The organism is Thioalkalivibrio sp. AKL19 (genome assembly GCF_000420165.1).
Taxonomy (GTDB): domain Bacteria; phylum Pseudomonadota; class Gammaproteobacteria; order Ectothiorhodospirales; family Ectothiorhodospiraceae; genus Thioalkalivibrio.
In genome coordinates this window covers 325,733-331,870 of record NZ_ATUK01000012.1, presented here as the reverse complement: position 1 = coordinate 331,870, position 6,138 = coordinate 325,733, and the positions used below count along the sequence as shown (strand labels likewise).

Here is a 6,138-nt window from a genome sequence, read left to right as displayed (position 1 = left end):
GACCCGCACCGGCTGGACGTATCTGGCGGCGGTGCTGGACCTGTTCAACCGCAAGGTGGTGGGCTGGTCCATGAGCCGAAGGCTGGATGCCGAGTTGGCCTGCAGTGCGCTACGCATGGCGCTGCAGAGCCGGCAACCCGAGCCCGGTCTGCTGGTCCACTCCGACCAGGGCTGTCAGTACACCAGCGACGCCTGGCGGCGTGTGCTGGCGCAGCACGGCGCCCGGGCCAGCATGAGCCGGCGGGGTAACTGCTGGGACAATGCGGTGGCCGAACGCTTCTTCCTGAACCTGAAGATGGAGCGGGTCTGGCGGCGGGACTACGCCAACCATGTCGAGGCCACCCGGGACATCACCGACTACATCGTCGGCTTCTACAACGAGCGCCGAATGCACTCGACCTTGGGCTACCTGTCGCCCAACGCCTACGAGCGAAAATGGACAGCCGAACCTCCTATCGAGGTGTCCGAAATCGCTTGACCACTACATGCATCCAATGCACCTTCATCCAAAGAAATCCTTCCGACCTTCCCATCTTCCTGTCAATGCTCTTTGGTTTTTCGGGCGCTTGGTGGTGAGCAGCAGGAAAGGCCCGCGCATCTTGCGTCCACTTTCGGGGTGGCGGGGCATGCCGTAGCCTGTGTGCGACTAGTTTACGAACCGCGAGAGGAACCCCATGAGCGATACCCTGCAGTTGTCCGGCGAACTGATCCAGAAGGTCCAGGATGTGCTGACCGAGGTGGATCCGAAGGCGCAGCAGCCCATCGTGGCCGTGCAGTATCTGAGTGCGATTACCGGGTTCATGGTGGCGCAGATGCCCGAGTCGGTGAACGAGCGCAAGGAATACCTGAAGCAGCTGTCCGAGTTCACCGAGTCGGTGTTCGTGGACGTCGAGAGCCGCAAGCAGGCCGCCCCACCGCCGCAGGAAGCCAGCGGCGTGTGGCGCCCCGGCGACAACTGACCGGGAGCGCTGGCGGGTCGCCGATCGGCTGGGAGAACCGGGCGGCCCGCCGGGTTCGGCGGTCAGCCTTTGTCGTCGCCTTCGTTGCGGTCCTTGCGCATCTGGCGCAGCATGGCCTCCTGCTCGTTGAAGCTGGGCATGCGCCGCTTGCCCCCCGCGTCGCGGTCCCGGTCGTTGGCCCCGGCCAGCCCGGACTGGCCGGGCTTTTCGGCTTCCTTGATCTGCCGGTATTCGTCCAGTTCGCGGCGGGCATCCTCATCGCTGGTGTAGCGTCCGCGATAATCCTGCGGTGGTTTGTGGCCCTTGCGCAGGAAGACCTGCTTGCGCAGTTCCTTGTTGTAGTCGGTGACCCGGCGGTCGATCCACCACAGGTCGACCAGCGCCCATAGCACGCCGATGCCCAGCGGCACGAGCCACCAAGAGGCCGGCGCGAAAAGAACGGAGGCGAGGGTGGCCGCACCGAGCAGCAGAAAGCCGGCGCCCCCCAGGGGCTCGCGCAGGTAGAAGCGGTGCAGCCCCAGCGGGAACAGGACCCAGGCGGCGTAGGCCGCGGGTCGGGTGCGCATCTCGCGGGCGAGTCTGGCGTTGACGGACTGCAGTCCGCCGCCTTCCAGGTCCAGCTCCTTCCAGGCCTTGCTCATCCCTGTCTCCGTTGCGTTCGCGTATGGGCCCACGGTAGCGGCATCCGGTGATGCCGGGCGATTGTGCGGGTGCCGCGCGTGGGTTTTCGGGGGTTGCGGGTCCTGCACGCGGATCCGCGTGGGGAGCGCCGTTCTCCCGTGGGCGCGGCCCGGGGCGACAATCCCCGGGGGCTCAGTCCTCTTCGCGGGTGGGATCGCGCTCCAGCAGACGGCGTACGGTCTCGCGGACCGGGCGGCCTTGGTAGAGCACCGCGTGGACCTCGGCGCAGATCGGCATTTCGACCTCCAGTGCACGGGCCCGCGCGACGGCGACCCGGGCGGTCTCCACGCCCTCCACCGACTGCCCCACCCGCGCGCGCGCGGTTTCGAGGTCCAGCCCCTCGCCCAGCATCCGGCCCAGGCGCCGATTGCGCGACTGGTTGTCGGTGCAGGTGAGGATCATGTCCCCCAGCCCGGAAAGGCCGGTGAGGGTGGTCGGACGGGCGCCGACCGCCGCGCCGAAGCGCTGGATTTCCGCCAGCCCGCGGGTCATCAGGGCGGCGCGTGCGTTGGCACCGAAACCCGCACCATCGGCGATTCCGGTGGCCACCGCGAGCACGTTTTTCAGTGCCCCGCCCAGTTCCACACCGATGACGTCGGTGTTGCGATACAGGCGCAGTGAACGCCCGTGCAGGGCTTCGACCAGGCAGTCCATGTGGCCCTCGTCGCTGGAAGCGACGGACAACGCCGTCGGCTGTTCCTGCGCGACTTCGGCGGCGAACGAGGGGCCGGAGATCAGGGCCGGCGGGCGCTCCGGTCCCAGTTCCTGCTCCGCGATCTCGTGCAGCCAGGCACCGGTGGCGGTCTCCAGGCCCTTGGTGGCCCAGGCCACCACCTGCTCGCGCCCAAGCCGCGGGGCGAGCCAGCGCAGGGTCTCGCGGAAGGCACCGGAGGGGACCGCGAGCAGAACCAGATCGCGGTCATCGACGCTCGCGGGGTCGGCGGTGACGCGCAGGCTGTCAGGGAAGCGTTCGCCCGGCAGGTAGCGGGCGTTCTCGCGCTCGTGTTCCAGCCGCGCGGCGGTGCCGTCATCGCGCACCCACAGGGCAACGTCGCCATGCAGGCGGGCCGCATGCAGCGCCAGCGCCGTGCCCCAGCAGCCACCTCCGAGGACCGCGATGCGCATCCTAGGGAAACACTGATTCATGTACACGCTCGCGCTCGCGTTCGAGCTGCTTTTGCGTGCGAACAAGGCGCGGTGACTGCCGTGCAGTCATTCTGCACAAGGGAACCGCAACGCCGTTCCCACGCCCGTTTTGGTCAACAACGGGCGGCCGAGCCCCTTCGTTTATGGATTTGTGGGAATGGCACCCCAGGTTCCCCGATCCTGCGTTGCGTCGCTTGCGGGTAGAACCACTACCCGCTGCGCGACGCGCCTTGTCTCGGAAAACCTGGAGTACCAACGCGAGTGTGTACATGAATCAGTGTTTCCCTCGGCGCCTCGCGTCAGGCCTGCTGGCTGGGTGCGGCCTGTTCGCCGCCGGCCTGCTGCTTCTGCTCCTGCAGGTGCTGGGCGTACAGGGATTCGAAGTTGACCGGCTGCAGCAGCAGCTGCGGGAACCCGCCCTTCAGCACCAGATCGGCGACGGTCTCGCGGGCGAACGGGAACAGCACGTTCGGGCAGTAGGCGCCGAGGAGGTGGTTGCGCTGGTCCTCGGGGAAGTTCCGCACGATGAACACGCCCGCCTGCTTGATCTCCACCAGGTAGGCGGTCTTGCCGTCGGATTCGGTGGTCACGGTGAGGCCCAGTTCCACCTCGAAGGCCCCGGCCGCCTCGTCGATCGGGCGCGCGTTGGTGTTCAGCTGGATGTTGGTCTCGCCCTTCCATTCGCGCATGAATACCTCGGGGGAATCCGGGGCCTCGAACGAGAGATCCTTGATGAAGACCTTCTGGATGGAGAAGTCGGGGCGATCGTTCTGTTCGCCCTGGGCCGCGCCGTTGCCGCTGTTCGGGGAGTTTTCTTCAGCCATGGTGTTGTCTCGCAGTCGTCTTGAATCGAAGCATTGTAAGGGGGATGGGCAGGTGCCGTGCGGGCGCTATGTGGCGCCGGGGGCCGGAGTGGCGCGCGCCGCCGGTTATCCCGGGGTGTGGTCGGCCTTCGGCTCGACTCCGGCGTCGCTGACCACACGCGCCAGTTCGCCGCTGGCGTCCATCGCCTGCAGTTCATCGAAGCCGCCGATGTGGGTCTCGCCGAGGAAGATCTGCGGGACCGAGGTGCGACCGTCGGCGCGTTGTTCCATCTCGGCGCGCAGGCCCGGTTCGCGGTCGACGGCGTACTCCGCGAACGGGTAGCCGCGCTGGTTGAGAAGGCGCCGGGCGAGCAGGCAGAACGGGCAGCGCCCGCTGGAGTAGACCTCGAACTGCATTACTTCTTCTTGATGGGCATGTTGGCCGATTGCCAGGCCTGGATGCCGCCCTGCAGGTTGACCACGTCCTGGAACCCGGCCGCCGTGAGCTGCTGGGCGGCGCTGGCCGATCGGTTGCCGCTGCGGCAGTACACCACCACCGGCTTGTCCTTGTATTTCTCGATGTCGCCCATGCGCTTTTTCAGGCTGCCGAGCGGAATGTGCTTGGCACCGCCGATGCGCCCTGCGGCGACCTCGCTGTCCTCGCGTACGTCCAGCACCAGGGCGTCGTCCTGGTTGATTACGCGCACCGCCTCGGCGGGGGAGAGCGAGCGGTACTTGCGGTTCAGGCGCCGCAGCTCGACGAACAGGATCATCCCGATCACCGCCAGCAGGGCGCCGGTCAGGATGGGGTGATTGGCGAGAAATTCGGGCAGGCGTTCAAGCATTCGGGAGACCGGATCGGAGGGGTGATTGTCAGGAACTGCAGAAAACGTCCTGCATCATACCGATCAGGCGCAGGGTCCGGGAGTCCCCCACCCGGTAGTAGACCCGGTTGGCGTCCTTGCGCGTGGCGAGAATGCCCTTGTCGCGCAGGATGCCCAGGTGCTGCGAGATGTTGCTCTGGGACGTCCCGACCTGATCGACGATTTCCTGTACGCTGATTTCGCGATCGCCGAGAATGCAGAGAATCTTCAGACGCAGCGGGTGGGACATGGCCTTGAGCGAGCGCGAGGCACGCTCGATGTCCTCGTCCTGGGACATCAGGCCGTCTTCGACGTACAGATCGTCTTCAACCGTTTCGTTGCTCACGGCACACCTCTCTTGCGAGCGAGGGGAATCCTCGCAACCGGGTCAGAATATAAGAACCTAAACGTACCCCGATATGCGAATCTGCGCAATCTTGAGTCACCCATGCGGTTTCCGCGCCCCGTTCTGGTGCGTGTTCCTGGTCGCCTGTCTGCTCCCGTCCGGGGCCGCGGCCCTGGAGCCGGAGGCGGAGCTGCGCGAGACCCGCGAGGCGATCCAGGATCTGGAGCGCAGCCAGGACGAACGCCAGGTGGCCCTGCAGAAGCTGGAAGGGCTGCTTGCGGATGCCGCCCGCGGGACCGAGGCCTCACGCCGGGAGTTGCGCGAGCTGGCCCAGGCCCGTTCGCGTCAGGAGGCGGTTGTCGCCGACCAGGAGGAGCGCGTCGCGGCAGCCCGCGAGCGCCTCGAGGAGGAGCGTCGCGCGGCAGCCCGGCTGGTGCGCGACCAGTGGCAGCGCGAGCGCCATCCCGGGCGCATCGACGGGCAGTCCGGTGCGGACCGTCACCAGGCGGCATTCGCCGCGCGCATCCGCGAGGCGCGGGAGCAGGCGCTGGAGGTGCTGCGCGACCGGATCGAGGCCCTGGAGAAGGCGCGCGAGGCCCTGGCGCGCGAACGCGCGGTGCTGGCGGAGCAGGAAGAGCAGGCCCGTGCGGCGGTTGCCGACCTGGAGCGCGAGGAGGCGCGCCAGCGCCAGGCGATGGCGGAACTGGAGGCGGCCATCGAGGACGAGGCCCTGGAACTGGAACGGCTACAACGCAATGCCGAGACGCTGGAGGCGGTGATCGAGGAGGTCGAGGCGCGCAGCGCGGCACGTGCCGAGGCCCCGGGTGAGTCGGCCCCCCCGCGCCCGGATGTGGCCTTCGCCGAGCTGGAGGGCGAACTCCCGCGCCCGGCGGAGGGCCGGGTGATCCGCAGCTTCAATGATTCCCGGGGCAGCCGGCTGCGCTCGCGCTGGCGCGGGGCCGTGCTGGACGTGGAGAACGGCGCAGCCGTGCGTGCGGTGCATTACGGGCGGGTGGTCTACGCCGACTGGATGCAGGGCTACGGCTTCCTGGTGATCGTGGATCACGGCGAGCGTTACCTGACGCTCTACTCCAACGTGGAGGAAATCCTGGTGGCCGAAGGCGAGACGGTCGGCGCCGGCGGGCAGTTGGCCGTGGCCGGCGAGGGCAGCGAGGCGATCGCGCCCGGTCTGTACTTCGAGATCCGTCACAACGGCGGGCCTTTGAACCCTGAGGCCTGGTGGCCCTCTCAGTAGGGGATGGGATGTGACTCCGTTCCGGCAAAAGGCCGGTCGTCGGCGTGCATTCGGGCACCCGTCACAGTGCCGGTGCTACCATCTT

The 6,138-nt window shown here is 67.6% G+C and carries 9 protein-coding genes; 3 read left to right on the top strand and 6 right to left on the bottom strand.

All coding sequences use genetic code 11. From position 1 onward, the window contains the following. A partial coding sequence (locus tag F817_RS0108250) for an IS3 family transposase (RefSeq protein ID WP_024327201.1) occupies positions 1-478 on the top strand: 478 nt, incomplete at its 5' end. Between the two features lie 196 nt (positions 479-674). Then, entirely contained in the window at positions 675-959 is a 285-nt protein-coding gene (locus F817_RS0108245; protein ID WP_024327200.1) for a hypothetical protein, read from the top strand. 62 nt (positions 960-1,021) lie between these two features. Here F817_RS0108245 and F817_RS0108240 read toward each other — a convergent pair whose 3' ends face one another. From F817_RS0108240 to F817_RS0108215, 6 genes are all read right to left on the bottom strand, one after another. Next, positions 1,022-1,600, bottom strand: a complete 579-nt coding sequence (locus F817_RS0108240; protein WP_024327199.1) for a TM2 domain-containing protein — start codon at positions 1,598-1,600, stop codon at positions 1,022-1,024. A gap of 172 nt (positions 1,601-1,772) precedes the next feature. Then, complete coding sequence (locus F817_RS0108235) at positions 1,773-2,765, bottom strand: NAD(P)H-dependent glycerol-3-phosphate dehydrogenase (protein WP_081644470.1); 993 nt, start codon at positions 2,763-2,765, stop codon at positions 1,773-1,775. 320 nt (positions 2,766-3,085) lie between these two features. Continuing rightward, on the bottom strand, positions 3,086-3,610 hold the full coding sequence (gene secB / locus F817_RS0108230) for a protein-export chaperone SecB (protein WP_024327197.1): 525 nt from the start codon (positions 3,608-3,610) through the stop codon (positions 3,086-3,088). Positions 3,611-3,715: 105 nt separating this feature from the next. Next, positions 3,716-4,006: a glutaredoxin 3 gene (gene grxC / locus F817_RS0108225; RefSeq protein ID WP_024327196.1), complete on the bottom strand. Its 291-nt coding sequence runs from the start codon at positions 4,004-4,006 to the stop codon at positions 3,716-3,718. Further along, entirely contained in the window at positions 4,006-4,434 is a 429-nt protein-coding gene (locus F817_RS0108220) for a rhodanese-like domain-containing protein (protein WP_024327195.1), read from the bottom strand. The genes grxC and F817_RS0108220 overlap by 1 nt, the downstream gene beginning before the upstream one ends. Positions 4,435-4,462: 28 nt before the next feature. Next, entirely contained in the window at positions 4,463-4,798 is a 336-nt protein-coding gene (locus F817_RS0108215; RefSeq protein WP_024327194.1) for a helix-turn-helix transcriptional regulator, read from the bottom strand. 73 nt (positions 4,799-4,871) lie between these two features. Here F817_RS0108215 and F817_RS0108210 point away from each other — a divergent pair, with 73 nt between their 5' ends. Beyond that, positions 4,872-6,053: a murein hydrolase activator EnvC gene (locus F817_RS0108210; protein WP_024327193.1), complete on the top strand. Its 1,182-nt coding sequence runs from the start codon at positions 4,872-4,874 to the stop codon at positions 6,051-6,053. Positions 6,054-6,138: the final 85 nt, after the last annotated feature.

What these genes read in the sequence shown, in the direction of transcription:
- F817_RS0108245 (WP_024327200.1), top strand. Translation starts at nt 675, where the DNA reads ATGAGCGATACCCTGCAGTTGTCCGGCGAACTGATCCAGAAGGTCCAG.
- F817_RS0108240 (WP_024327199.1), bottom strand. Translation starts at nt 1,600, where the DNA reads ATGAGCAAGGCCTGGAAGGAGCTGGACCTGGAAGGCGGCGGACTGCAG.
- F817_RS0108235 (WP_081644470.1), bottom strand. Translation starts at nt 2,765, where the DNA reads ATGCGCATCGCGGTCCTCGGAGGTGGCTGCTGGGGCACGGCGCTGGCG.
- secB (WP_024327197.1), bottom strand. Translation starts at nt 3,610, where the DNA reads ATGGCTGAAGAAAACTCCCCGAACAGCGGCAACGGCGCGGCCCAGGGC.
- grxC (WP_024327196.1), bottom strand. Translation starts at nt 4,006, where the DNA reads ATGCAGTTCGAGGTCTACTCCAGCGGGCGCTGCCCGTTCTGCCTGCTC.
- F817_RS0108220 (WP_024327195.1), bottom strand. Translation starts at nt 4,434, where the DNA reads ATGCTTGAACGCCTGCCCGAATTTCTCGCCAATCACCCCATCCTGACC.
- F817_RS0108210 (WP_024327193.1), top strand. Translation starts at nt 4,872, where the DNA reads ATGCGAATCTGCGCAATCTTGAGTCACCCATGCGGTTTCCGCGCCCCG.